The sequence below is a fragment of the Cyanobium usitatum str. Tous genome, assembly GCF_963920485.1.
Classification (GTDB): Bacteria; Cyanobacteriota; Cyanobacteriia; order PCC-6307; family Cyanobiaceae; genus Cyanobium_A; species Cyanobium_A usitatum_A.
Genome location: NZ_OY986431.1, coordinates 1,077,100 through 1,099,558 on the forward strand (window position 1 = coordinate 1,077,100; position 22,459 = coordinate 1,099,558).

24 protein-coding genes and 2 pseudogenes are annotated in these 22,459 nt (G+C 59.1%); 15 read left to right on the forward strand and 11 right to left on the reverse strand.

All coding sequences use genetic code 11. The features are described from left to right. The first annotated feature begins 41 nt into the window (after positions 1-41). Together U9970_RS05815 and U9970_RS05820 are read left to right on the forward strand one after the other, a co-directional pair. Entirely contained in the window at positions 42-1,217 is a 1,176-nt protein-coding gene (locus U9970_RS05815; protein ID WP_322765715.1) for an FIST signal transduction protein, read from the forward strand. Next, on the forward strand, positions 1,217-2,959 hold the full coding sequence (locus U9970_RS05820) for a putative bifunctional diguanylate cyclase/phosphodiesterase (protein WP_322765716.1): 1,743 nt from the start codon (positions 1,217-1,219) through the stop codon (positions 2,957-2,959). The genes U9970_RS05815 and U9970_RS05820 overlap by 1 nt, the downstream gene beginning before the upstream one ends. Here the strand turns inward: U9970_RS05820 and acs are convergent. Next, complete coding sequence (acs, locus tag U9970_RS05825; RefSeq protein WP_322765717.1) at positions 2,948-4,930, reverse strand: acetate--CoA ligase; 1,983 nt, start codon at positions 4,928-4,930, stop codon at positions 2,948-2,950. The genes U9970_RS05820 and acs overlap by 12 nt on opposite strands. 163 nt (positions 4,931-5,093) lie before the next feature. Here acs and U9970_RS05830 point away from each other — a divergent pair, with 163 nt between their 5' ends. Further along, positions 5,094-5,741 (forward strand): HAD family hydrolase, encoded by a 648-nt coding sequence (locus U9970_RS05830; protein WP_322765718.1) that lies wholly within the window; start codon positions 5,094-5,096, stop codon positions 5,739-5,741. Positions 5,742-5,755: 14 nt separating this feature from the next. On the opposite strand, the gene sds is transcribed toward U9970_RS05830, so the two are convergent. From sds to U9970_RS05855, 5 genes are all read right to left on the reverse strand, one after another. Further along, positions 5,756-6,727, reverse strand: coding sequence for a solanesyl diphosphate synthase (gene sds / locus U9970_RS05835; protein ID WP_322765719.1), 972 nt, complete (start codon positions 6,725-6,727; stop codon positions 5,756-5,758). Between the two features lie 23 nt (positions 6,728-6,750). Beyond that, the gene (murI, locus tag U9970_RS05840; protein ID WP_322765720.1) at positions 6,751-7,575 is read right to left on the reverse strand and encodes a glutamate racemase; all 825 of its coding nucleotides are present in this window, start codon (positions 7,573-7,575) and stop codon (positions 6,751-6,753) included. After that, complete coding sequence (locus U9970_RS05845; protein WP_322765721.1) at positions 7,572-8,660, reverse strand: N-acetylmuramoyl-L-alanine amidase; 1,089 nt, start codon at positions 8,658-8,660, stop codon at positions 7,572-7,574. Before U9970_RS05845 ends, murI begins: the two co-directional genes overlap by 4 nt. A gap of 8 nt (positions 8,661-8,668) precedes the next feature. Next, positions 8,669-9,487, reverse strand: coding sequence for a carbon-nitrogen hydrolase family protein (locus U9970_RS05850; protein ID WP_322765722.1), 819 nt, complete (start codon positions 9,485-9,487; stop codon positions 8,669-8,671). A 65-nt stretch (positions 9,488-9,552) separates the two neighbouring features. After that, a complete protein-coding gene (locus U9970_RS05855) occupies positions 9,553-10,308 on the reverse strand; it encodes a 2-phosphosulfolactate phosphatase family protein (RefSeq protein ID WP_407653088.1) in 756 nt (251 codons plus the stop codon). Positions 10,309-10,360: 52 nt separating this feature from the next. Between U9970_RS05855 and U9970_RS05860 the strand changes: the two genes are divergently transcribed. The 4 genes and pseudogenes from U9970_RS05860 (at position 10,361) to U9970_RS05875 (ending at position 14,621) form a co-directional block, all read left to right on the forward strand. Continuing rightward, the gene (locus U9970_RS05860; protein ID WP_322765724.1) at positions 10,361-11,938 is read left to right on the forward strand and encodes a UbiD family decarboxylase; all 1,578 of its coding nucleotides are present in this window, start codon (positions 10,361-10,363) and stop codon (positions 11,936-11,938) included. Then, positions 11,938-12,387: an Rrf2 family transcriptional regulator gene (locus U9970_RS05865; RefSeq protein WP_322765725.1), complete on the forward strand. Its 450-nt coding sequence runs from the start codon at positions 11,938-11,940 to the stop codon at positions 12,385-12,387. The genes U9970_RS05860 and U9970_RS05865 overlap by 1 nt, the downstream gene beginning before the upstream one ends. A gap of 109 nt (positions 12,388-12,496) precedes the next feature. After that, a pseudogene (locus U9970_RS05870) lies at positions 12,497-12,625 on the forward strand (bifunctional hydroxymethylpyrimidine kinase/phosphomethylpyrimidine kinase); the annotation flags it as partial. A 55-nt stretch (positions 12,626-12,680) separates the two neighbouring features. Beyond that, a complete protein-coding gene (locus U9970_RS05875; RefSeq protein WP_322765726.1) occupies positions 12,681-14,621 on the forward strand; it encodes a recombinase family protein in 1,941 nt (646 codons plus the stop codon). Here U9970_RS05875 and U9970_RS05880 read toward each other — a convergent pair. Continuing rightward, a complete protein-coding gene (locus U9970_RS05880) occupies positions 14,618-14,776 on the reverse strand; it encodes a hypothetical protein (RefSeq protein ID WP_322765727.1) in 159 nt (52 codons plus the stop codon). The genes U9970_RS05875 and U9970_RS05880 overlap by 4 nt on opposite strands. A 164-nt stretch (positions 14,777-14,940) precedes the next feature. Here U9970_RS05880 and U9970_RS05885 point away from each other — a divergent pair, with 164 nt between their 5' ends. The 3 genes from U9970_RS05885 (at position 14,941) to U9970_RS05895 (ending at position 17,318) form a co-directional block, all read left to right on the forward strand. Beyond that, the gene (locus U9970_RS05885; RefSeq protein ID WP_322765728.1) at positions 14,941-15,297 is read left to right on the forward strand and encodes a hypothetical protein; all 357 of its coding nucleotides are present in this window, start codon (positions 14,941-14,943) and stop codon (positions 15,295-15,297) included. Positions 15,298-15,908: 611 nt separating this feature from the next. Further along, positions 15,909-16,052 carry a hypothetical protein gene (locus U9970_RS05890; protein WP_322766045.1) on the forward strand — a complete coding sequence of 48 codons (144 nt, stop codon included), beginning with the start codon at positions 15,909-15,911 and terminating at the stop codon, positions 16,050-16,052. A gap of 69 nt (positions 16,053-16,121) precedes the next feature. After that, complete coding sequence (locus U9970_RS05895) at positions 16,122-17,318, forward strand: calcium-binding protein (RefSeq protein WP_322765729.1); 1,197 nt, start codon at positions 16,122-16,124, stop codon at positions 17,316-17,318. A gap of 77 nt (positions 17,319-17,395) precedes the next feature. On the opposite strand, the gene U9970_RS05900 is transcribed toward U9970_RS05895, so the two are convergent. The 3 genes from U9970_RS05900 to U9970_RS05910 are packed head-to-tail and all read right to left on the reverse strand — an operon-like array spanning position 17,396 to position 18,906. Beyond that, on the reverse strand, positions 17,396-17,554 hold the full coding sequence (locus tag U9970_RS05900) for a hypothetical protein (RefSeq protein ID WP_322765730.1): 159 nt from the start codon (positions 17,552-17,554) through the stop codon (positions 17,396-17,398). Positions 17,555-17,579: 25 nt separating this feature from the next. Then, positions 17,580-18,287: a hypothetical protein gene (locus tag U9970_RS05905; RefSeq protein ID WP_322765731.1), complete on the reverse strand. Its 708-nt coding sequence runs from the start codon at positions 18,285-18,287 to the stop codon at positions 17,580-17,582. Between the two features lie 4 nt (positions 18,288-18,291). Next, positions 18,292-18,906 carry a hypothetical protein gene (locus tag U9970_RS05910; protein ID WP_322765732.1) on the reverse strand — a complete coding sequence of 205 codons (615 nt, stop codon included), beginning with the start codon at positions 18,904-18,906 and terminating at the stop codon, positions 18,292-18,294. Positions 18,907-19,085: 179 nt separating this feature from the next. On the opposite strand from U9970_RS05910, the pseudogene U9970_RS05915 reads away from it, so the two are divergent. Both U9970_RS05915 and U9970_RS05920 read left to right on the forward strand, forming a co-directional pair. Next, positions 19,086-19,169: pseudogene (locus tag U9970_RS05915) on the forward strand (hypothetical protein); the annotation flags it as partial. A 180-nt stretch (positions 19,170-19,349) separates the two neighbouring features. Continuing rightward, positions 19,350-19,742 (forward strand): thermonuclease family protein, encoded by a 393-nt coding sequence (locus tag U9970_RS05920; RefSeq protein WP_322766046.1) that lies wholly within the window; start codon positions 19,350-19,352, stop codon positions 19,740-19,742. Positions 19,743-19,774: 32 nt separating this feature from the next. Here U9970_RS05920 and U9970_RS05925 read toward each other — a convergent pair whose 3' ends face one another. Then, positions 19,775-20,089: a MarR family winged helix-turn-helix transcriptional regulator gene (locus U9970_RS05925; protein WP_322765733.1), complete on the reverse strand. Its 315-nt coding sequence runs from the start codon at positions 20,087-20,089 to the stop codon at positions 19,775-19,777. 300 nt (positions 20,090-20,389) lie between these two features. Here U9970_RS05925 and U9970_RS05930 point away from each other — a divergent pair, with 300 nt between their 5' ends. The 3 genes from U9970_RS05930 to U9970_RS05940 are packed head-to-tail and all read left to right on the forward strand — an operon-like array spanning position 20,390 to position 22,433. Then, the gene (locus U9970_RS05930; RefSeq protein ID WP_322765734.1) at positions 20,390-20,653 is read left to right on the forward strand and encodes a ribbon-helix-helix domain-containing protein; all 264 of its coding nucleotides are present in this window, start codon (positions 20,390-20,392) and stop codon (positions 20,651-20,653) included. Further along, positions 20,650-21,165, forward strand: a complete 516-nt coding sequence (locus tag U9970_RS05935) for a hypothetical protein (protein WP_322765735.1) — start codon at positions 20,650-20,652, stop codon at positions 21,163-21,165. The genes U9970_RS05930 and U9970_RS05935 overlap by 4 nt, the downstream gene beginning before the upstream one ends. After that, on the forward strand, positions 21,165-22,433 hold the full coding sequence (locus U9970_RS05940) for a hypothetical protein (RefSeq protein ID WP_322765736.1): 1,269 nt from the start codon (positions 21,165-21,167) through the stop codon (positions 22,431-22,433). Before U9970_RS05935 ends, U9970_RS05940 begins: the two co-directional genes overlap by 1 nt. Positions 22,434-22,459: the final 26 nt, after the last annotated feature.

Genomic DNA, 22,459 nt, shown 5'->3' on the forward strand with positions numbered 1-22,459 from the left:
GTATCAGTCGGGGACTAGCTCCGACGCATGAGCCAGCCTGAATGGTCACTTCTATGGATGGTGAGAGCTGGGTGCAGGTAGGCGCCTCTTCGTTAAACGACACCGGCCAGGCCTTTGAGCAGGCAATGCAAGCTCTGCAGTGCCCCCAGGATCCCAAATTGATCGTGGCTCTGATTGCACCAAATTTCGATTTGGCGGCGATAGCCGAGCAGCTACATGGGACCTTTCCCCATACCCAGGTGATTGGTTGCACAACATCTGGAGAAATCACCCCATACGGGGCAGCGGCCAATGCCTTGGTGCTGTGGGCCCTCGGTGGCTCGGCAATCGAGGTGAGTACAGGTTCAGGTCAGGGTGATGAGCAAGGCCTGCGCCAGGCTGCAACCGAGGCCGCCCACTGCCTGGACCATCTGGAGCATCGGGCCAATACGATCTTGATCGTGCTCTCCGATGGCCTTTGTGGCGATCAAATGGATGTGGTTCGGGGCGCCTACGACGTAGCAGGAATCGACGTTCCCCTGGTGGGGGGATGCGCAGGTGACAATCTAGCCATGCGCCGAACCCGGCAGATCCACGGCCGGAGGGTTATGAGTCAGGCAGTGGTGGCAGCAGCCGTTAGTTCCGACCGCCCCTTAGGGATCGGCGTAAGCCACGGCTGGACCCCAGCAAGCGAGCCCATGCTGGTTACTGGGAGCAAGGGAAACATTTTATCCACTTTGGAAGACAAACCAGCCCTTGATATATATCTAGATTTCTTCAATCCGGGAGATGTTATTTCAACAGACCCTGCAGCATTTGCCAAATTTGCAGCAACTCACCCCATTGGCATTCGCCGGCGCGACAAGATTGAGATGCGCCACATCACCGGATTCAACCTCGATAGCCGCGAACTGATCCTGGTGGCAGAGGTTCCCCAGGGGGCCTTGGCCTTCCTGACCCAAGGAGATTTCGACTCGGTTCTTAATGCGGCAGCCCAGTCCTGCACTACAGCTCTCGAAGCCCTTAATGGGCTGCCACCAGTCGGACTACTAATGTTCGACTGTGTCTCACGACGGGCAGTATTTACAGAAGAGCGGATACACGAAGAGACTGACTTGATCACCAGTACTTGCGGAGCTGTCCCGATGGCAGGGTTTTACACCTATGGAGAAATTGCCCGCACCAAGGGCGCCGGTGGCTTTCATAATCAAACCCTCGTAACTCTGGCTATCGGCTGATGGAGACCTCCTGGTCCCTGCACGTGCTTTCGGAGATCCTCTCAGCTTTCTCCACGGAGGATCCAGATAATCTCCGCAATGTGCTCAACCGGGTGGCCGAATCCGTTGATGCCGAAGTAGCCGCAATCATCTGCAATCGATCAATTAACTGGTGCATAGGACTATCAGAAGAAGACCAACAACTGCTTCTGGAGGAGTTAAACAACCATCCAAGCGATATAAATATCCGCTCAGGCACCCTGCGCACCTGCTGGGCTCCTATGGGGCCAAGGAACCAGCTGTTTGTGGGCCGCCTCGGCGAACGCTTTGACTTGGAGGAACGTTCCCTGCTGAGAGCAATGGCACGTAGTATCGAACTAAGTATGAAAATGCTTACGGCTGTTTCGTCAGAAAGAAGTGCGCGTAAAAACGCCCTTTTTCAAGCTACTCATGACGCGCTTACGGGACTGCCCAATCGGCGCATGGTGCTGGACCGCCTGCAGGCGACGATTGATCATCTGTCAGCAGATGACTCCCTTTTAACGGCGGTGCTGTTTATCGATATTGATCGCTTCAAGTGGATCAATGATGCACACGGACACAGCGCCGGCGATCAACTACTTATTCATGTAAGCCATATCCTTAAGCAAGCAGTTCGTCATGATGATTTAGTCGGTCGTCTATCGGGGGATGAATTTATCGTTATCACTCGTACTAGCCACCAAGATGACGCCAGTCAATTAGCCAGCCGGATTATTGAGGCAATCCGCCAGCCGCTGAAGGTTGCTGGCTCAGAACTCAGCCACACCGTGTCGATCGGCATCAGCTTTGCCCACGTAGGCGATAGCCCATCAACTCTGCTGGAAAACGCGGACATGGCTATGTATCAGGCGAAGGCCTTAGGCCGTGGTCGCCACTCAAGCTTTCATTCGACCATGCGTCTGCAAGCCCAGCAACGACTTTCGCTGGAGGAGGCACTTGGCAACGCAGTGCAGAACGGGGAAAACAAAACTTTTTTACAACCCATCTTTCGCCTCACTGACGAAACCCTCTCTGGCTTTGAAGCCCTATTGCGCTGGCAACATCCCCAACTGGGACTGCTGATGCCAGACACCTTTCTAGAACAAGCCGAGGACAGTGGCCTGATCCAGGAGATAGACATGTGTGTGTTTGCGAGCGCCTGCGCTGCCATCGCCGGGTGGCAGCAAATTCCCGGCCTAAGCGATCTGAGGCTGTCTTCGAACCTTTCTGCCCGCAGCCTTTCCGACCCACGGGTCAAGGGACGTATCAAAGAAATCCTAGAAGCAACAGGGATCAATCCAACTAGTGTTTACCTTGAGATTACGGAAACAACCCTGGTTGAGGACAACGAGTCGACAGTGGCCACCATCAATGCACTGCGAGATCTTGACTTACGACTAGCCATCGATGATTTTGGAACAGGCTATTCATCATTGCTTTATCTAAAGCGTTTTCCAGTAGGTGTTCTTAAAATAGATCGGTCATTTGTGAGCGGATTGGGAAGCAATTCAGAAGACGAGGTGATTGCAACCACAATAATCTCGCTCGCCAAAGCGCTCGAGCTAGAGGTAGTGGCTGAAGGGGTGGAAAATAAGCACCAGCTGGATCGCATGCGCGAACTGGGTTGTGATTACGGCCAGGGTTACTGGTTTGGACGCCCGATCACCATTGAGGCTACGGACGTCGCCATCATCGAACCGCTTCGCCAGTCCCCCTTATCCCTTAACCCCCTAAACCCTTAAAGAGTCGAGCACGGAACGGTCCTCCAAGGTGGAGGTATCACCAGTCACTTCCTGGCCAGAGGCCAGGGCCCGCAGGATGCGGCGCATGATTTTGCCGCTACGGGTTTTGGGTAGGGAATCGGTGAAACGAATCTCATCGGGCTTGGCGATCGGGCCGATCTCTTTAGCCACATGGGCCCGCAACTCGGCAATCAGATCGTCGTCGCCGCAGCGGCCGGCTTCCAGGGTCACAAAGGCCACAATCCCCTCTCCCTTGAGCTCATCTGGCCTTCCCACCACCGCCGCCTCAGCCACGGTGGGATGGCTCACCAGAGCACTCTCAATTTCCATCGTGCCGAGTCGGTGACCACTCACGTTGATCACGTCATCAATCCGGCCCATCACCCAGAAGTAGCCGTCGGCGTCGCGGCGGGCGCCATCACCGGCGAAATACAGGTAGGAGCCATCGGCTGGTCTGATCTCCTCCCAGTAGCTCTTGCGAAAGCGCTCAGGATCGCCATGCACGGTGCGCATCATCCCTGGCCATGGCCTTCGCACTGCCAGGTAGCCCCCGGCATCAGCCGGCTGGGATACGCCATCCATGTCGACGATGTCAGCAGCAATTCCAGGCAGGGGCAGGGTGCAGGAGCCGGGCTTGGTGGGGGTGGCGCCGGGCAGGGGGCTGATCATCACGCCGCCGGTCTCGGTTTGCCACCAGGTGTCCACTACTGGGCAGCGGTCGCCGCCGATCACATCCCGGTACCACATCCAAGCCTCGGGATTGATCGGCTCACCCACGGTGCCGAGGATTCGCAACGAGCTCATGTCGTATTGATCCGGCACGGCGCGGCCTCCCTTCATAAAAGCCCGGATCGCCGTGGGGGCGGTATAGAAAATTGTGCAGCGATGCTTCTGAATTACCTCCCAGAAGGCACCTGGCTTGCTCGGCCTGGGTGCACCCTCGTACATCACCGTGGTGGCGCCATTGGAGAGGGGCCCGTAGACGATGTAGCTATGGCCGGTGATCCAGCCCACATCGGCGGTGCACCAGTGGATGTCGTCCTCGCGGATGTCGAAGATCCACTGGAAGGTGAGGTGGGCCCAGAGGTTGTAGCCGGCGGTCGTATGTACGACCCCCTTGGGTTTGCCAGTGGAGCCAGAGGTGTAGAGCACAAATAGGCGGTCTTCGCTGGCCATGGGCTCGGCGGGGCACTCAGGGCTCTGCCCATCCACAAGCTCGTGCCACCAGTGGTCCCGCCCAGTAGCCATGGCGCAGTCGCCCTTAATCCGCTGCACCACCAGCACATGCTCAACGCTTGGTGCGCCGCCTTTAGCCGCAAGAGCCTCATCCACCGCGGGCTTGAGGGGCACGGGCTTGTCCTTACGGAAGCCGCCATCGGCGGTGATCACCGCCTTCACCTGGCCATCGATCAGCCGATCCCGCAGGGCATCGGCTGAGAAGCCGCCAAACACCACCGAGTGGGGGGCACCGATGCGGGCACAGGCCAGCATGGCAATAGCTGCCTCCGGCACCATCGGCATGTAGAGGGCCACCAAGTCGCCCTTGCCGATGCCAAGAGCCTTTAGGGCATTGCTGGCCTTACACACCTCGGCATGCAGTTGGCGGTAGGTGAAACTGAGGCTGTCGCCGGGCTCCCCTTCCCAGATTAGGGCCGTTTTGTCAGCGCGGGGCCTGGCGAGGTGTCGATCAAGACAATTGAAGGAGAGGTTGGTGGTGCCCCCTGGAAACCACTTGGCGAAAGGCGGATCACTCCAATCGAGCACCGAATCAAAAGGCTCAAACCAGTGCAGCTCACTACGGGCCAGGTCGCCCCAGAAGCCATCGGGATCACTTTCAGCCTTGTCGCATAGGACCCGGTATGCATCCAGAGAGCCAATGCGGGCCGAGGCGGCCAGCTCAGCTGGCGGTGCAAACAACCGTTGCTCCTGGAGCACCGATTCGATCGTCTGGCCCGGTGTGGCATCAGGCATGGGAGGCAGACAAGAAGATGCTGACGGGCAGTTGCTAACGGTCAGTTGCTAACGGTCAGTTGCTAACGGTCAGTTACCAACAAATAATTTTAACCAGCTAGCGCCGCAGTCTCAGACTCCCTGCACCGGCATGTAACGGGACGTCGTGGTGCAGGATAGGTGGATGGGTCCTGCTGCCTGCCTGTTCGATCTCGACGGCCTGCTTCTAGACAACGAACCACTGCAGGCCAGGGCCTGGCATAACGCCGCCGCCCACTTCGGTTGCCAGCTCGGTGCTGAACAGTTGCTCAGCCTCCGGGGCCAGCGCCGGTTGGATTGCGCTGCCCTGGTGTGCCGCTGGATCGCAGCTGCAGGCTCAAATCCCCCCAGTTGTGAGGAGCTGCTGGCCGTGCGCCAACCCCTGGCCGATGCCTTAGTGCCCACCGCTGCCGCAATGGACGGCGCCGCCGAGTTGGTGCAGATGTGTAGGGACCACCTGGTCCCCATGGCCCTCGTCACCAGCAGCTCCCAGGAGGCGGTGCGGCGTAAGGCTGCGCCCCACCGATGGCTGGAGCTGATCCAGGTTCGGGTGTACGGCGATGATCCGGCCCTGGCGGCGGGCAAACCGGCACCGGACCCATTTCTGCTCGCAGCTAAACGGCTTGGCCGCAATCCCGGCGACTGCTGGGCCTTCGAAGATTCAGCCGCCGGTATCGAGGCCGCAGTGGCCGCTGGTTGTCAGGTGTATGCCCTTCTCCCCAGCGAGGCAGGTGCCCAAGCAACACCAGCCGGGGTGTCCCGCCTCAATTCGCTTAGAGATGTGCGCTGGTAGCTGGCTGAGCAGCGTCAGTAGAGGCGACTAAGCACGAAATCAGGCAGGGCCCTCAGGGCGCTGCGCGGTTCGGAGGGGGCTAGCCAATCCAAAGCTTCAGCTGCTTCCTGGGCGAAGCCTTCAGCCAAGGCCCGGGAGCGGGGAATGGCCTCGCAACCCCTCACCAGTTCTAGGGCTTGCTCGAGATCACCTTCCTCACAAAATTCCCGTTCAATCAATCCGGCCAGGGCAGGGCGCTCCTGGAGTGCATATAGGGCCGGAGCGGTTAGATAACCAGAGGCCAGATCGCTTGCCGCTGGCTTGCCTAGCTGCTGATCACTGCCAGTGAAATCGAGAATGTCGTCAACCACCTGAAAGGCCAAACCCAACTGGCGTCCGAAGCGGTAGAGATCATCGAGCTGGGGCCCTGGCAAACCGGTGAGCACCCCAGCTGCCTTAGCACTATTGGCAATAAGGGAGGCTGTTTTGCAGTAGCTCTTTTCGAGGTAGGTCTCGAAGCTCTGGCCGGTGTCGTAGCGGAAAAGACCCTGTTTCACCTCGCCGTCTGCCAAATCCATGATCACCCGGCTGAGCAGCTTCACCACCTCGAGATCATCAAGATTGGCTAGATGCCAGCTGGCCTGGGCGAAAAGGAAATCCCCTGCAAGCACCGCCACTCGGTGATTGAAACGGCTGTGCACCGTGTCAACGCCGCGCCGGGTTGCAGCCTCATCGACAACGTCATCGTGGACGAGCGAAGCCGTGTGGATCATTTCAGTGATCTCAGCCAAGCGCCGGTGGCGGGGGCCCAGCTCACCATCGGGGGCTACTGCCCGCGATAGCAGAAGCACAATGCCGGGTCTCAGCCGCTTACCACCTGCCGCAAACAGATGCTCAGCTGCCGCCTGCAAAATTGGATGACCAGCTCCTATAAGGCTGCGCAAGTCGGCCAGCAGGGCATCTAGATCAGCCTCCACGGGCTGGAGCAGCTCTGCAACCGTTGCCACAACACCTCCGCTGTGGCGAGATCCTAGAAGGCTTGCCCCACCGACCGCAGGTCCACCCGCTCAACGGCAGGCCGGTAACCCAACCAGCGGCTCGCCCCGTCGGAGAAGGCCTCCGCAGATCCACTGACGCAGACCCGGGTGCGCTCGGCTGGGGACACCACCTCCACCGCTGCGAGTTCGCCTTCGGGCATGCCGCCCATGCTCGCCAAAAGGGGCCCTAGGCGCCGCACCGCCGATTCAGCTGGATCAACAAGCCGCACATGGGGAGGCAGCAGGGCCGTGAGCAAGGGGCGCAGCATCGGGTAGTGGGTGCAGCCCAGCACCACCGTGTCGACACCGGCTACGAGTAGGGGCTCCACGTATGCCTTGGCTTCCTCTATTAGGGCTGGAGCCTGGAGATCACCGGCCTCGATCAAGGGCACAAAGGTGGGACAGCCCACCTCGAGCACAGAGGTGTGGGGCCGGCAGGCATGGATTGCCCGCCTGTAGGCACCGCTTGCGGCTGTGGCGGGAGTTGCCAACACCCCCACGCACTCGCTGTTTAGGTCGGCAGCAACGCTGTCGATCAGGCCCACTACGGGAACGCCGGCCTCCGCCACGGCCACATCAAGGGCGAGGGCATTGGAGGTGTTGCAGGCCATCACCAGAACCCCCACCTGCTGGTGGCGCAGCCAGGCCACCACCTCAGCGGCAATGGAGCGAATATCGGCGACGCTGCGCTGGCCGTAGGGAACTCGGGCCGTATCGCCGAGATAAAGGCAGGAGGAATGGGGATAGCGCTCCTGAAGTCGCCGCAACACCGTGAGCCCGCCCAAGCCGCTGTCAAATAGCCCCACCAAGGCGCTCATGGCCGCTCCTGCAGGGCGTTAAGAATCCCAGCGCTCAGAGCTAAGGCCATGCGACGCCGGAAATTGGCATCAGCTAGGCGCCTGGAATCGATTTCTCCGGTGAGAAAGCCCATCTCAACAAGGGCAGAGGGCATCACCGTGCGGCGGATCACGAAAAAGCGTCCAGTGCGCACTCCGCGATCTGGAGTGCCCGGGGATATGGCCACCATCTGCTCCTGCAAGGCCACAGCAAGGCGACGGGAGGGGGATCCCGCACCCTCAAAGAAAAAGGTCTCGATACCGTTTACATCTGGGCGGGCCATGCTCAAGGCATTGGCATGCACGCTCACAAACAGATCGGCGCCACTGCTGTTGGCCAGGGCTACCCGGGGAGGCAGGTCAACGTCCACCTCTGAGGTGCGTGTCATCAACACCTGGACGCCGCGGGCCTGCAATAGCCGGGCAATTTGCAGGCAAACATCAAGTACTACGTCGGTTTCCCGAAGGCCACCAATGCCAACTGCCCCTGGATCGGGGCCCCCATGGCCAGGGTCGATCACCACCTTGAAGCGGCCCCGGGGCACCACCGGCAAGCCATCGGCGGAAAGGGGCGTAGCTGCGGTGGGGAAGAAGTTCTGCTGATCGGTGCCATAGCGGGCGACAGCATCGAAGTCTCCTTCGCCGATGCCAAGCCCAGCTTGGTTGCCAAGGCCCGGCAACTCCATGCGCCAGCGGTCGCGGGAGGTGCCCACCAGGCGTAGGCCAGAGGGATCGAGCTGGGTACCAGGCGCAAATTCCAGCACCAGGCGGGTTGTGAAGCCATCTGGACGGCCAATCCGCACCTCCCGCAAGGCACCACTGCCACGCACAGTGCGTGTGCGCGATGGGGCACCGGGCAGGTCTACCCAGATCCGGGGGCCCCTAAAGCCAGTACCAGCTTCAAAAAAGGCCTGGGGGCGTACATCGATGCTGGTACGTAACTCCAGCTGACCACTGCGGGACACGCGCCAGGCAGCCAGGGAAGAAGCCCAGGCAGGTAGATCGGCCAGCAGCAAAGCAACCGCTGCCAGAGCAGCACTCCAGCGGAATCTGACGGACCAGGGCATCGGGACAGTCAGAACAGGGCCGGCCGGCGGTGCTTAAGGCTGGGCATCTGGGCCCGCACCCTCTGGGCGTGGCCCGGATCGATCGGGGCAATGGCAGCGCTGACACTCACGCCGGCATCTGCCAGGACGGTGCCCCAGGGGTCGATTACCAAGGCATGGCCGTGGCTTTGCCTGCGTCCGTAGTGCTGGCCCGTCTGGGCGGGGGCGACCACATAGGCAGTGTTTTCAATCGCCCGGGCCTGCAGCAGCACCTGCCAGTGGTCCTTGCCGGTAAAAGCGGTAAAGGCGGCGGGCACAAACAAAACATCCGCCCCTGCCTGGGCTAGGTGGCGATAAAGCTCAGGGAAGCGAACGTCGTAGCAGATCGACAGGCCAATCCTGCCAAGACCGGGCACATCAACTACCGGGGGCAGTTGGTCTCCGGGCTGCACCGTGGCTGATTCCCGATAGGTGTTGCCGTCGGGCAAGTCGACATCGAACAGGTGGATTTTGTCGTAGCGAGCCAGCAGCTGGCCCTCCGTTCCTACTAACTCAGCGCGGTTGAAGGTCTGCCCCGCTCCAGCTGGGACGGGGAAGCCCCCACCTAACAAAGTCACTTGATAGCGGCGCGCCATCGTGACAAGGAAGCTGCTGCAGCGCTCCGCCAAAGATGGGGCCAATTCAAGGCGCTGCTCGTCCTCCCCCATGAAGGCAAAGTTTTCCGGGAGCCCGACCAACTCAGCGCCACGACGGGCGGCAAGTTCGATCTGCTCTTCGGCCGACGCGAAATTCGCATCCAGATCCGGCGTGCTTGTGAGTTGCACAGCTGCCGCCAGAAAACTGCCCACCGACTTCCCCAACCATTCCGGCGAACTTTAAGGGAAGTGCCAGGAGGCCTTCCGCGCCCCTGCGATCAGCTGGCCTTAAGCACCCCTGGCTCTGCCTGGAAGGGCACTAGTTGCAGGCTGTCGACAGCTGCGCAGCAAGCAAAATCGGCGTCGTGATCGCCCAAATTGATCAGGCGCTGGCCGTGACTGGCAGTGCGCAAGCAGGTCTCGGTATCGAGGTGCCACTGCTGCCAGAGAGCCAGGGCCGCCAGCATTTCGTCGTTGCCGAAGCTCACGCCGATGTGGGGAGCCACCGCCATCTCAATCGCCGCAGAAGCAACGGCACCGGCAGCGAGGCTGTCTTCGAGGGAATAGTCGCCCTCCCAGCCACTGCCCACGATCCAGACCCGGCTGCACTCCTGCTCCAGCAAACGCCGAGCTACGGCGGTGCGGTTGGGAAGACAGGCCGTCAGCAGCAGCGGCACCGACTTAACTGCCGCTAAGGAGCGGGTGCCATTGGTGGTGCTCATGAATATGCGCTTGCCACCCACCAGCTCGGGGGTGACCGCAAGGGGGGAGTTGCCCAGGTCGTAGCCCGCCACCCTCTGGCCGCCTCGCTCACCAGCACGCAGGCGCTGCTGGGCTGGCCAGGCAGCGGCTGCAGCTTCAAGCTCCTCCAGGTTGGCGAAGGCCTCGATCGCCTCAGCTCCGTTCTGCAAGGACCAAGCAATCGTGGTCGTTGCCCGTAGAACGTCGATAACTACGGCCGCATCGGGCCCACCCTCCGCCAGGGACCTGACGGGTGGCACGCATTCAGAGGAGTGGAAGTAGGAAATTTGCACAGCCGCGGCCCCAGTTCAAGTGCGTCACAGTAGTCACCACTCATAAATCTCGATGCCGAATAAGGGAATTAGTCAACGCAGTCGCCGGGATTTGCGCGGCTTCATCGACCTCCTGGAGCAACGGGGCCGGCTGCGGCGCATCAGCGCCCCGGTGGATCCAGATCTGGAGTTGGCCGCGATTGCCGACCGAGTCCTGGCCGCTGGCGGACCGGCCCTGTTGTTTGAAAATGTGATCGGCTCCACCATGCCGGTGGCTGTGAACCTGCTGGGCACCCAGGAGCGGGTGCTGTGGAGCATGGGCATGGAGCAACCAGAGGAGCTGGAACGGCTCGGCGAGCGCCTGGCCCTGCTGCAGCAACCCCGCCCCCCTAAGGGCGCCAGGGAGGCGCTGCGCTTTGGCTCGGTGCTGCTGGATGTGCTCAAGGCCCGGCCCGATCTCGACCTCACCCCTCCCTGTCACCAGCAAGTGTTTAAGGGGGAGGCGGTGAATCTTGATGCCCTGCCCCTGCTGCGGCCCTGGCCCGGCGACGGCGGCCGGATCATCACCCTGGGCCTGGTGATCACCAAGGATCCAGAAACCGGTACGCCCAATGTGGGCGTCTACCGGCTGCAACAGCAGTCGGCGAACTCAATGACCGTGCACTGGCTGAGCGTGCGCGGTGGCGCCCGCCACCTGCGCAAGGCGGCGGCGATGGGCAAAAAGCTTGAAATCGCCATCGCCATCGGCGTGCATCCGCTACTGGTGATGGCGGCCGCCACGCCGATCCCGGTGCAGTTGAGCGAGTGGCTGTTCGCCGGCATCTACGCCGGCGAGGGTGTGCGGCTCGCCAAGTGCAAAACGGTGAATTTGGAGGTGCCGAGCCACAGTGAGGTGGTGCTGGAAGGCACGATCACCCCTGGCTCGGAGCTGGCTGACGGACCATTTGGCGACCACATGGGCTTCTACGGCGGCGTCGAAGATTCGCCCCTCGTCCAGATCCAGTGCGTCACCCAGCGGCGTGATCCCGTGTACTTCACCACCTTCAGTGGCCGGCCCCCCAAGGAAGACGCCATGTTGGCGATCGCCCTAAACCGGATCTACACGCCGATCCTGCGCCAGCAGATTCCCGAGATCGTCGATTTCTTTCTGCCGATGGAGGGGCTCAGCTACAAACTGGCAGTAATAGCCATCGATAAGGCCTATCCAGGCCAGGCCAAGCGGGCGGCGATGGCCTTCTGGAGCGCCTTGCCCCAGTTCACTTACACCAAATTTGTGGTTGTGGTGGATAAGAGCATCAACATCCGCGACCCGCGCCAGGTGATTTGGGCGATCAGTGCCCAAGTGGATCCGCAGCGGGATTTGTTTGTGCTCGAAAACACCCCCTTTGACACGCTCGATTTCGCCAGCGAGCGCCTGGGCTTGGGCGGCAGGCTGGCGATCGATGCCACCACCAAGATCGGTCCAGAGAAGCGCCACCCCTGGGGCGAACCCCTTAGCCGGCCTGCCGAGCTGGAGGCAAGGCTCGATGCCCGCTGGGCCGAGCTTGGCTTGGCCGATATCGGCAAGGATGAGCCAGATCCAGCCCTATTTGGTTACACCCTGGAGCACGTGCTGGAGCGGCTGGCGGGGCGGGCAACGGCTAAAGCCTGATGCTTTCACGCCAGGCCAGCCATGCTCTCAAGGCCCTGTTGGGGCTGGCAGCAAGGCCACTGGAGTGGCAGTCAACCCACGCGCTGGCCACGGCCCATCAACTACCCGAACCCATGCTGGAGCAGCTGCTGCTGCGCCTACGCCGGGCTGGACTGCTGGCTGGGAAGCGGGGGCGGCTGGGTGGCTACCGACTCACAAGGCCAGCGCGGGACATTTCAATGGAGCAGATTTTGGCAGGGCTAGGCGAAACTTTGAAAGACAGTGCAAACCGGTCTGCAACGTCGGAGCCGGCCAGCTCTCCAGCCGATCAAGTGACCCATGCGTTGCAGCTACGGCTAGAGCGGGTCCGGCTGAAGGCGCTGGCCGAACTCAGCCTCGAAGACCTGCTGTTCGACCTGCGCAGCGCCGTAGCCGGATCCGATAGCGAGGGTGGGGTGATGCTGGGTTGAGCCATGGGCTCCCCCACCGACGCACAGTCACCTGGTTTGTGCGCCGGTCAGGTACGGGATAACTAGATACTTTTTGAGATCATCAGTTTGTGTGACTGCCGCTGTGCCGATGACTGCCGCCATCGCCCTGACAATCGGCGGCAGTGATTCCAGCGGCGGCGCCGGCATCCAGGCCGACCTCAAGACCTTCACGGCCATGCAGGTGTATGGCTGCTCGGCGATCAGCTGGCTGATCGCTTTATCTTGACACACCCACTGCGCAAGCGCAACACTGCCTCTATTCAGGGGAGCCGATGGCCGCAGCAACGAAGCCCACGGCCTACAGCTACGAGCGGGTGTCGAGCGGTTCCCAGCTGGACGGTCGCGGCCTTGAACGCCAGGCCGATATGGCTGCTGACTGGTGCGATCGCAACGGCTACAAGCTCGATGCCAACCTTGACCTGAGCGACCGGGGTAGATCGGCCTACAAGGGCAAGCACATGAGCCACGGGGCGCTCGGTCGGTTCCTTGAGCTAGCTCAGCAGGGTGACCTGGGGAGTGCTCCGGTACTGCTGATCGAGGCGGTAGATCGCCTGTCGAGGCAGGAGCCGATGACGGCTTTGCAACGGGTCGCGTTTGCCCTGGTGGATGCCGGCGTGGTGATCATCGACCTGGAGGATCAGCGCCGTTACGACCGCGAATCCCTGGCAGGTGATGCGCTTGTCATGTTGGTCTTAAAGGCCAAGGCGGCGCACGAATACAGCCTGCGCCTGGGCCGCCGGGTGAGCGCCCACTGGGACCAGCTGCGCGATGACCTGCGCTCAGGCACCGCCGTGGCCCGTGGCCCAGCTGGCGGCAAGCACCCCTTCTGGATGACACTCAACCCCACCACCAAAGAGTGGGAATTGAACGACCGCGCTGAGGATGTGAAGTTGATCTTTGGCGAGCTGCAGCACAACGGTCTGACCATCACGGCCAAGGCCCTTAATGCCAGCGGTTCGCTGAGCCCTGGCGGTAAATCATGGGCGGCTTACAGCGTTCGCAAAGTGGCTACTGACCCAGCTGCTTATGGCGCATTGCGGCTGGGTATTTACGACCACGAAACCAGCCGAGCTGCCCATCACCGTTGGCTCAAGGCCATGGCAGCGGCAAAGGAGCAGGGCAAGCGATTCAACGAACCAGAGCCCGAGATCCCGCCAGTTGAGTTAATCCCGAATCACTACCCGGCTGTAGTGAATCAGGAAATCTTCGACCGTGTTGGTGCTGCACTCACCCGGCGGGGCATGGATAAAGGCGCCCGTGGCAATCGCAGTAACTCAGCTGTCCACACCTTCCTGCAGGCCGGTATTGCCCGGTGCCAGCACGGTGGAACCATGGGCGCGATGCTCAGCAAGAAGCCTGGCCGCGGCGACATCTACTACTTGCGGTGCCGGGCCCGCTCTGGTGGCAAGGGGTGTAGGTGCAATGGCAAGGGCTGGCGAATCGAGGTGGTTCACAGCCATGTCGTCACACGCCTTGGTCGCCACCTATTGGGGGAAGCGGCACTACCTGGCAACGATCACCGCAGCGAGCTTGAGGGTTTGGTCGCCAGGTTGCAGGCCGCCAAGCAGTTACTGGCTGCCGCTGCAGCAGGGCTAGAGAAGGCCACTGCTGCATTGACCAGCGCCGTTGATCAGGACGCCCAGCTGGACTTGTTGGAGAACCTTTCAGCGTTGGTCGAGAAGCGCCGAACAGTTCATCGAAGCGCCGACGCCCAGGTGGCTCAGCTCACAGCTGACATCAACAGCATCAAGGCCAGGCGGAACCCTGCTGATGAGATCGGTGGTGATCCAGTCCGTCAGCTGCTGCAGTCGCTCGCAAATGGCACCGACACCCAGGCTGATCGCGCACGGCTGCATCAGGTGCTGACCAGGGCGGGGCTGCAGGTGGTGCTGGATGACAGCGAGCCTGAAGCCCTCAAGGTTGGGATGCGGTTTGGGGATGATGCTGCCCTGCAGTGGGAGCCCCTGGCCGGGCAAGCCCGTGGCGTTGCTGCGCTGCTGGGAATGGTCGAGCCCGGCACGGTGCTGGAGGCGGAGGGCGAGGGCTGGGCGAGCGTGATCGTCAGCCAGAACCCGCTATCTCCAGAGGAGCTTGCCGAATTGCTGCGCAGCCTTGAGCCAGGGGCTGGAAGATGGCCAGAGGTTGCTTGGATTGGCCAGCGAAGAAGAACTCTGACCAGGCCGCGGCAGGCTGAATTAGCTACTGATGCCTAGCTAACTGGCTCTCCTTCCTTGAGCACCACCGTTACGCGATGGCCGGGAAACAGGTCTTTGGCAGCCTTGAGGGCCTCGGCTTTATCAGCAGCGAAGACCGGCGTCACGGTGATGCCCTCGGGCAGGTCAGCGATCACGTCGTAGAGCAAGGCCATGGCTTGATGCGGCTGGCCTAGCCAACCACCTGCTCGATGATTCGGCCAGCCTCACCTCAGATCTTCAAGACTTTGGCGTTACCCCTTCGATCCAACACTTTATTACACCCTTTACCTCAAAGCCTTTGGCGCGCTATAGTCAGCCCTTCCAATCCATCATGGCCATGAGCAAAGACATAATTACTGGCGAATGGAGAGCAGATGGTTTTGAGGGCAAATGGAAGGTCAGGGCCGCTGGCAAGTCATACAAAGGATTCTATACTTATACGAATATAAATCAGTCAAAGAATGTTGCCAAGGGTCCGCTCATTTTTGATGTCAACGGTAATGGCAGGTTTGACGCTTCCAAGGATTTGCAGATTGGCTTTCTCAAGGCTGATCTTGATGATCTGAGTCGCATTCCGCCCACTGCGTCGGGAACATTCTCTGTAAATCTCGACACTGATCGCCTTAGGCTTCTCTATGATGGCAGTCGCATTGGTGGTGGAGAGATCTTTGCAGCTGATAGATTTTTTGGGTAACTGCAAATAATCGCTTCATTAGGCGAGAGTGCTCTTCGAACCTATTCTTAACCCGAAAATGGGGGCTTTTTAATTTCGCCTTCTTGAGAGACGTTTGCTAGCCCGCAGCCCCCTGCCAAAGCGTGGGCATTAGCCGACGCTTTGTCACGCCTTAGCCCAAGCGTTGCTGTCGATGGCCAGGAACCCATCGGGCATCCATCTCAGCCAAATATGACCTTGCCGTACGGCCGCAATAAAGTCCCGATCTAATCGAGGAAGCCCAATGCGCTGGCCGATGCTTATTGCCAGTGCTGCATTGGCATTAGCCCCAATAGAAGCGGCCCAATTGCTGGCCAGTCCTACCGGTGGAACAAGTGCTACGACGCTGGACTGGCATGGCTGGAGCGAACCAGTCCCAGAATCAAGGGCGGTGATCGGACGGCCATTGCGGCCAACTTCTGCAATGGAGGGCTGCCCAACAAGCCTGCGCGGTAGAGCAAGTCACAACGACTAGCCGCGCTGGGCTTGGGGCGCCAAACCTGATTCAACGCAGACGGTGCTAGTACATCAGAACTGGTACCGGGTGGATGAGCGGGCAAGCATGGATCCAGGACCCCAAGACCACCAACACGATGCGGTTCCACTTCGATCCCAAGAGCTGGAGCGCATACCCGATGCACTTCGTCGATTCAGGCCGGCCGCAGCAGTCGCAATCACTGTTACGTCAATCGACATTGCAGGGCAATGCCCCTGCCGATCTATGCGCCACTTACTAGCCGCCTTCTCTCTGTTGTGATTTGCCGAGAATCAGGATATGATTTGAGAAAAGTCAAGGCCTAACTATTATGGCTAATAATCTTAAGAGCTTTAAGTTCACTAACAAAGCAGACACAGCGATTTCAGTGACAGGCTGGGAGGTCCTCGAGGGTGTTGTTATAAATGCACTTGCTGGCAATGACATCATTAAAGGCACCAGCAGCACCGACTCCGGCATCGGCAACGACGGCACAATCAATACCGGCGATGGCAAGGATACCATTACCGGCACCGGCACCGGCGACTTCTACGGCATCGGCAACGACGGCACAATCAATACCGGCGCTGGCAATGACAGGATTACAGGCACCGGCGGCACCGGTATCTACAACGACGACGGCACAATCAATACCGGCGATGGCGATGACATCATTAAAGGCACCAGCAGCACCGGCTCCGGCATCTCCAACTACGGCACAATCAATACCGGCGCTGGCAATGACAGGATTACAGGCACCGGCGGCACCGGCTCCGGTATCTACAACGACGACGACGGCACAATCAATACCGGCGATGGCGATGACATCATTAAAGGCACCAGCACCGGCTCCGGCATCTTCAACTACGGCACAATCAATACCGGCGCTGGCAATGACAGGATTACAGGCACCGGCGGCGACTTCTACGACATCTTCAACTGCGGCATCTTCAACTACGGCACAATCAAAACCGGCGATGGCAATGACATCATTAAAGGCACCGTCACCGGCGGCACCGGCGGCACCGGTATCTACGACGGCATCGAGAACGACGGCACAATCAAAACCGGCGATGGCAATGACATCATTAAAGGCACCGGCACCGGCTCCGGCATCTCCAACTACGGCACAATCAATACCGGCGCTGGCAATGACAGGATTACAGGCACCGGCGGCACCGGCTCCGGTATCTACAACGACGACGACGGCACAATCAATACCGGCGATGGCAATGACATCGTCGATGCACTTGAAGGTGGATTCGATGGAGATGGAACAACATATCTTGATGCTGGCAATGACACCCTAAAAGGATTTGGTACTGGTAATTTTTATGGCGGCGCTGGCACAGACAAGTTATTTTTTGGCGAAGGCACCTACGTAATTAGTGGGTCCACTGTCGTATTTAATGGTGCGACAATGAACGTCAATCAATTTGAAAAAATAGGCGGTGCAAATGGTGGACTATTTACCTTCCAAGATGGGACGCTTACTGTTTCATCAACAGGTGTTGGCACATTTGCTTGATTGCCAGTCGTAATAGCTGTTACGGAAACTGGCTAGTCGGCTTGCTGAATCAAACCATGCGGGGATCGCCTGGCGGGTCAAGTACCCGGCTCGCCTTCCTTGAGCACCACCGTGACCCGATGGCCAGGAAACAGCTCCTTGGCAGCCTTGAGGGCTTCGGCCTTATTAGCAGCGAAGACCGGCGTCACCGCAATGCCCTCGGGTAGGTCAGCGATCACGTCGAACAGCAGGCTCACGTCTTAGTGGTAATCTACTAATAGTTTAGAACCCCAAAGATTGAACCTTCGGAGGGGTTGCAGGTGCCCAGTTTGCATAGACTTTTCTCCACGCTTGCACAGTATCTTTACCAACTTCAGATAGCACGGCACTTCCTGTGCCCTCAGTTGAGAAACGGATATAGCCATTTTTGCCTGTTGGATATTTTAGAAGAGCCGCCGCAACTTCTGCTGTTACTGTAAAACGACCATTGCAACCTTTGACAATCAGGAAGCTGTCGCCATCAGAAATCCACAGGATATCGGCTTCAAAGGGAATAAAGGTGGCAACTTTTGCGCTAAAGCCACCTCCTGTTGTTAAAAGCCAGTATCCACCAATGGCAATACCGTATCGTTGCCAGGATGAAAATACTTTTGAACCGCCGGGAACAAAGTTTTGATCGTAAACTCCTACCGATTGTCCTGTTACAGGATCATTGAAGGCAAGGGGTTGAGAATATGGGAGATCATTTTTGGGGAAACGGAAGTCAGAGTTTAGCTGAATGTCCTTCAAATCACCGTAACCCTCGGGAAGAGCAGCCTTGTCAACTCTGGTTACGGTTGACTTTAGATTTTTTTCGCAAAAGGCATTTTGCGAAGAGTTCTGTGATGTTGTACCCGAAGAGATGCCTAGGTTTCCGGTTTGACTAAAGGCTGGGGAAGATGCGCTTGACAGTAGCAGCGTGATGGCTGCACTTAGGAATTGCTTTTTCATGTTTTTAGGGAACCTTGTCGTAATGAAGAAGGCGCAACATTTTGGTGTACTCACCGGAGGCTATTGCCGAAATGTTCACCGTAAAGTCACCCTCGCTAGTTGTTGCCTGAAGGGTCAACGGCGAGTTCTGCGAGTGGATCATAGCTCGCCTCAGGCTACTTGGGATGTAGTAACCACCCCTGGCCAGCATCGGAAGACTATATGACTGACTATTAAGTTTTGCGATAACCTTGGTTGGGTATTGGTAGATAAGTGCACAGCCAGCACAGCCTTCGTATCGAAATAGTCTGAGAGCAACAGGATAAAAAACTGCTTCAAATCCTCGACTTGGCGCAGAACCATCAAAATCCTTGGTTCGGACTGCAGGTATCTCCCTAGACGTATCTGGATCCTTATAGAATCCAAAAACATCAAGCATGCATTGGTCAAAACACATCGGAACTTCAAGCTTGGCTCGCTCAAGTTCGTTTGGCTTCCATTCACCGATTGCAAATTTGCACTCTTTGATCTCTGGATCCTTGGCACACAGTGCTGCTAGGCTCCCAGACTCTTTTAAAAGAACAATATTCTGATCTAAGCTGGTAGGCTTAAATGCCTGCCCGAAGACAGGCGATATCATCCAAGCTGTCGAAGTAATGGCGCCAACTAATAACTTTATTTTTATCGGGGTTTGGCTGCGAATTTTCGTTTTTTACTGCTCTTTTTTATTTTACTTTTCCTGTCAAGCCTGCATGGCTACAGCCCGCTTGTACGGGTCGACATAGGGTTACGTCCCCAAGGGTGCCTGTGCGCTGGCCGATGCTTCTAGCCAGCCTGGCACTGGCGTTTGCTCCAACGGTCGCTTATCCCCACCGCGGTGGGCTTGACGCGAGCGGTTGCCACACCAACCGAAAGACCAATGACTACCACTGCCACGGCGGAGCCCCAGCCAGTGGTAGCAGTGGCGGTGGCAGCAATTCTGGATCTCCGGGGTCCGTCTACATCCCACCAGCACTATCCCCGAGACGAACCAAACCGAAGCAAGCCTCACCTGCCGTAGCTGGTCCTTCCACTTTGGTATCAGTGGGCGATGGCGACACCATTCGGGTGACCGGCGCCAATGGACAGAAGGTGACGATCCGCATGGCTTGCATTGACGCACCAGAGACCGCCCAGGGGGAGAGCGGCACACAAGCCACCCTGGTTTTGAAGCAACTGCTGGGTGCTGCCCCAGTAGAGATCAAGCCGCAGACGGTTGACCGCTATGGCCGCACTGTTGCAGAGGTCTATGCCGGTGGCCGCAACATCAACCTGGAAATGGTGCGATTGGGCATGGCCTACGCCTACCGGGACTACCTGAGCGGCTGCGATGCGAACGCTTACCTAGGCGCTGAGGCACAGGCTGAGCGGGGCCGGCAGGGTGTCTGGCGCTGGGGCAATGAGGCCAAGCCCTGGGACTTCAGGAAGGGGCAGTAGACCACCACGCAACCGCCCCTAGGCAGCACCGTTCAGCTCGCCCCAATGCCGTCAAGGAAGACCCGTCCCTTCTGGCTGAGCAGTGCCAGGTTCCGCCTGCCTTCTCGGGGGTCCTGTTCAACTGCCACCAGACCGAAGCCCGGCTTGCCCTTGCGGTTGATGGCCGACAGGCGCTGCACAGTCCGGCTGACAGCTGAGTTACTCAGCGCCAGGTGAGCGCACAGCTGCTCGTAGGTCTGTGGCCCGCGCTCCAGGAGCAGGGCGATGATCTGGGCATCAGCAATGCGGGCATCGCCTCCCTGGGTCTCCAGCAGGCGCAGGGCTGAGCAGAGTTTGCGGAAGTCCATTGGATTGGTCGTGGCTTCCCCTGACTCTGCGGTGCCACCCACTCCTGCAAAACCACTGCTGTGACAGGGATTTCTGCCAGCGGAACAAACGTCCGCTAACAATCCAGCAGGGCTCCAGGGTGTGATCTCAACTCTGCTGCGACTCTGCCGCTGGGTGCCGCCAACTGGCACACGGGTGGGCTGCAGATTGGGGTCAGCCCAGCCCCGGAATAGCCCCACTTTCGGGACAAGCCAGCCACGAAAAAGGCACAATTCCGTGATTGATGCGCTACTATTTCGTGGCAGTTCCGCCCCAATTTCGTGGCAGCAAACGATCCCCGCATTTCCGTCACCCCTGCCTCTGAAGCGCAGGGCTACCTCCTGAAGCTCTGGGCGCAGTTCACAGGCCGCACTGTCTCTGGCTTGGCAGGCCATCTTCTGGAGACCGCCATCACCCAAGCCATCCGCCAAGGCGACGTTCCGTCAGAAGTCCTTAACGGCATGGGCGATTACATCGGGGCTCGTGCTGAATTCATGGCCGAAGACCATCAGGAGTTCATCGCTGGGGTGAAAAAGCACGGATGAAAGCCCTGAATCCCCAAACCATTTCCGCCCCGGTGGAAGGCGACCTTCTGCGTGGCCAGCTTCACTTCACCGAGACCTACAGGGCATTCATCAATCAGTTCGCCTCAGGCAACCAAGCGATGAAGATCTGTCAGCACCTCCTCGGGCTGAAGTGGCTCCACTCCTCGCAAGTCACCAATGCCGAGCTGGACCTGATGGCAGCTGGCAAGAAGTCCCACATGGCCCCCAGGTTCTTCATCGCCATTGGCCGCCTCAATCAGGCCGTCGCCTCCAATGAAGAGCTACCTACCTCGCTGCCATCCCTGGCGGGGATGCAGCCGATCCTTCGCGCCGATGGAGAGCCAGCACAAGCAGCCGATCTCTGGAGCGCCTATGCAGGGCTAACTGTTTTATCCATCAAGGCGATCAGCAAGCCCGACCCTCTGGCAACCAAGCTGGCCGAGGCGATTCAGCGCCTCAGCACCGGCCAGCGCGATCAGCTGTTCCAGCTCCTGGAGGAGGCGGTCGTCTGATGGCTGTTGAGCCTCGTGCAATTAGAGACGGCCTCATCAGTCCAGCCGACTGGGAGTCTCTTGGCGCCATCCAGCGAAAGCATTTCTATCGAACGGTTAGCCGAGCTGAAGCCGCAGGCGTTCCGCTTCTGGAGTTCATCCAAATGGACAGGGGCCAGCGGGTACAGGCTTCTCTTGCTGACCGTGGGCCAACCTTTTGGACCGGAGACAGGGTGGAGCTGCTCCGGAATGCCTATGCAGATGGGAAAAGCAGGGACTACATAGCTTCTGCATTGGGCGTTTCCCCGCAGAACGTCAATGCCGCGGCATCACGCTTTGGAATCAGGCGTCGTGATTACAGGCGGGTGCGCCATGTTCGTGAGGAGTTCAACTACCCACCGCAAGGGCTAGATCACAACGGCCATGGTCACCGCCGGTTTTATGTGTACGCCTATCTCAGGACTGACGGGACTCCCCATTACATCGGTAAAGGAACAGGTCGCCGCGCTTGGCAGGCTCACAGCAGACCCGGTCCTAAGGGCGGGATCTGCGATAGAACGCCGCGTGACCCCAATCGGATTCGCCTGCTGGCCGTTGGGCTAACCAACAGGGAGTCGTTGGCATTTGAGCGCGATTTAATTGCGCTGCTTGGCCGTATTGAAGACGGAGGCTGCCTCTACAACTTCAGCGATGGTGGTGAAAGCCCAAGACACAACTCAAGGACTCGGGAGCGGTTGTCCAGAATCGCCAAAGCCCGCGGGATGCCGCGCTCAACGGTTGAAGCTGCCAGTCGGAAGAAACAACAGCGCCACGCCAAGAAACTGGGGATAGAGGCAGACGACTATCTGACCATGACCCCCGAGCAGCGGAGTCACATGAACGGTTGGCTGCGTTACAACGACTGGGCCAGCATTACCGATTACCAAGCGGCATTTGCAGGGGGCAGTGCCGCACGTCGCATTGAGGTAAACGCTGCCGCTAATGATCAGAACGAAATCCGCTCGGCTGAACGCTATGGGATTCCACTGAAGGACTACAAGGCAATGAATCTTGGCGAGCGTTGCCGGGTGAAGGCGTGGCTCAGAGCCAACCCAGATCGCACCTACAACGATTACGTGAACAGCAAAACGCGTGGGCGTAACTCAGAAGAGACAGCTGCTCACTACGGGATCCCTCTCGATGAATACCTTGGGATGTCTGATCAGATCAGGCGCCGCACAAAGAAATGGCTTTGCGACAACCCCAGCAAGACATACCAGGATTACCGCCGCTTGCGACCAGAATCCTGAATCGCTTGGGCTGCAGCCACCCACCA